A 1,282-nucleotide genomic window follows, 5' to 3' on the forward strand; every position below is an offset into this window, starting at 1 on the left:
GACCGGCCCCCATCGAGTGGTCCGGTTGCAATGTTAGACCATGGATGCCTCCTGCGCCACGGCTGACGGGAGGCGGAGCGTAGCGGAGCCGGACGGCAGCCGTGGCGCTCCTGTCGAGGCGGGGGCGGTCGCCTCCGGTGCGGGTGGTCGGTAGCCAAGGGCGCTGTGTGGACGGACGGTGTTGTAGTGGACCCGCCAGGCTTCGATCAGGATGCGGGCCTCGGTGAGGCTGTAGAAGATCTCGCGGTCGAGGAACTCGTCCCGGAGCTTGCCGTTAAAGGACTCGTTGTAGCCGTTCTCCCACGGGCTGCCAGGCGTGATGAAGGCGGTCTTCACGCCCAAGCGGCCGAGCCATTCGCGGACGACGGTAGCGGTAAACTCCGAGCCATTGTCGGACCTTATGTGCTCAGGCGGGCCGCGCTCGGCGAAGAGGTCCGCCAGGGTGGCAAGGACATCGTCGCTCTTCAGCTGCCGGGCGACGGGGAGCGCCAGGCATTCGCGGGTGTACTCGTCGATCACCGTCAGCATGCGCAGCTTCCGTCCCTCGTGCGTACGGTCCTGGACGAAGTCGTAGCTCCAGACGTGGTTCGGGCGGTCCGGCCTGAGGCGGATGCAGCTGCCGTCGGCGAGCCAGAGCCGGCCCCGCTTCGGCTGGCGCTGCGGCACCTTCAACCCTTCGGTCCGCCAGATCCGCTCGACGCGCTTCAGGTTCACTCGCCAGCCCGCGTCGCGCAGGAGGGCGGCGATCCGGCGGTAGCCGTAGCGTCCGTACCGGCTCGCCAGCTCCACGATGTCGGCGGTCAGCGCGGCCTCGTCATCCCGGCCCCGCGGCGCTTTCCTCTGCGTCGATCGATGCTGCCGAAGGACACAGCAGGCGCGCCGCTCGGACACGCCTACCGCTTCCCGCACGTGATCGATCGCCAGCCTTCGGCGCGCGGGGCTCAGTAGTTTCCCTTGGCAGCCTCGCTCAGGATCATCTTGTCGAGCGTCAGGTCCGACACCGCCCGGCGGAGCCGCTGGTTCTCCCGCTCGAGCTCTTTCAGCCGCCTCGCCTGATCCACCTTCATGCCGCCGTACTCCCGGCGCCACCTGTAATACGTCTGCTCCGTCACCCCGATCGCCTTCGCCGCCTGCGGCGTCGTCTGACCTCTCGCGATCAAGACCTCCGCCTCACGCAGCTTGCCGATGATCTCCTCAGGGCTGTGCCGTTTGCGTCCCATAACCCGCTCCTTCCAAGCGATATCCGAACATACAGTCCGGACCACTCAGAAGGGGGCAGGCC

At 67.6% G+C, this 1,282-nt stretch carries 1 protein-coding gene; it reads right to left on the reverse strand.

Annotated elements, in window-relative coordinates; all coding sequences use genetic code 11:
- Positions 1-33 precede the first annotated feature (33 nt).
- A protein-coding gene (locus IE88_RS0116060) for an IS3 family transposase (RefSeq protein ID WP_156032665.1) occupies positions 34-1,220 on the reverse strand; the annotation gives its coding sequence in 2 pieces (ribosomal slippage) (positions 34-956 and positions 956-1,220; 1,188 coding nt in all).
- Positions 1,221-1,282 lie beyond the last annotated feature (62 nt).

This window comes from Parvularcula oceani, assembly GCF_000733125.1.
Taxonomy (GTDB): Bacteria; Pseudomonadota; Alphaproteobacteria; order Caulobacterales; family Parvularculaceae; genus Parvularcula; species Parvularcula oceani.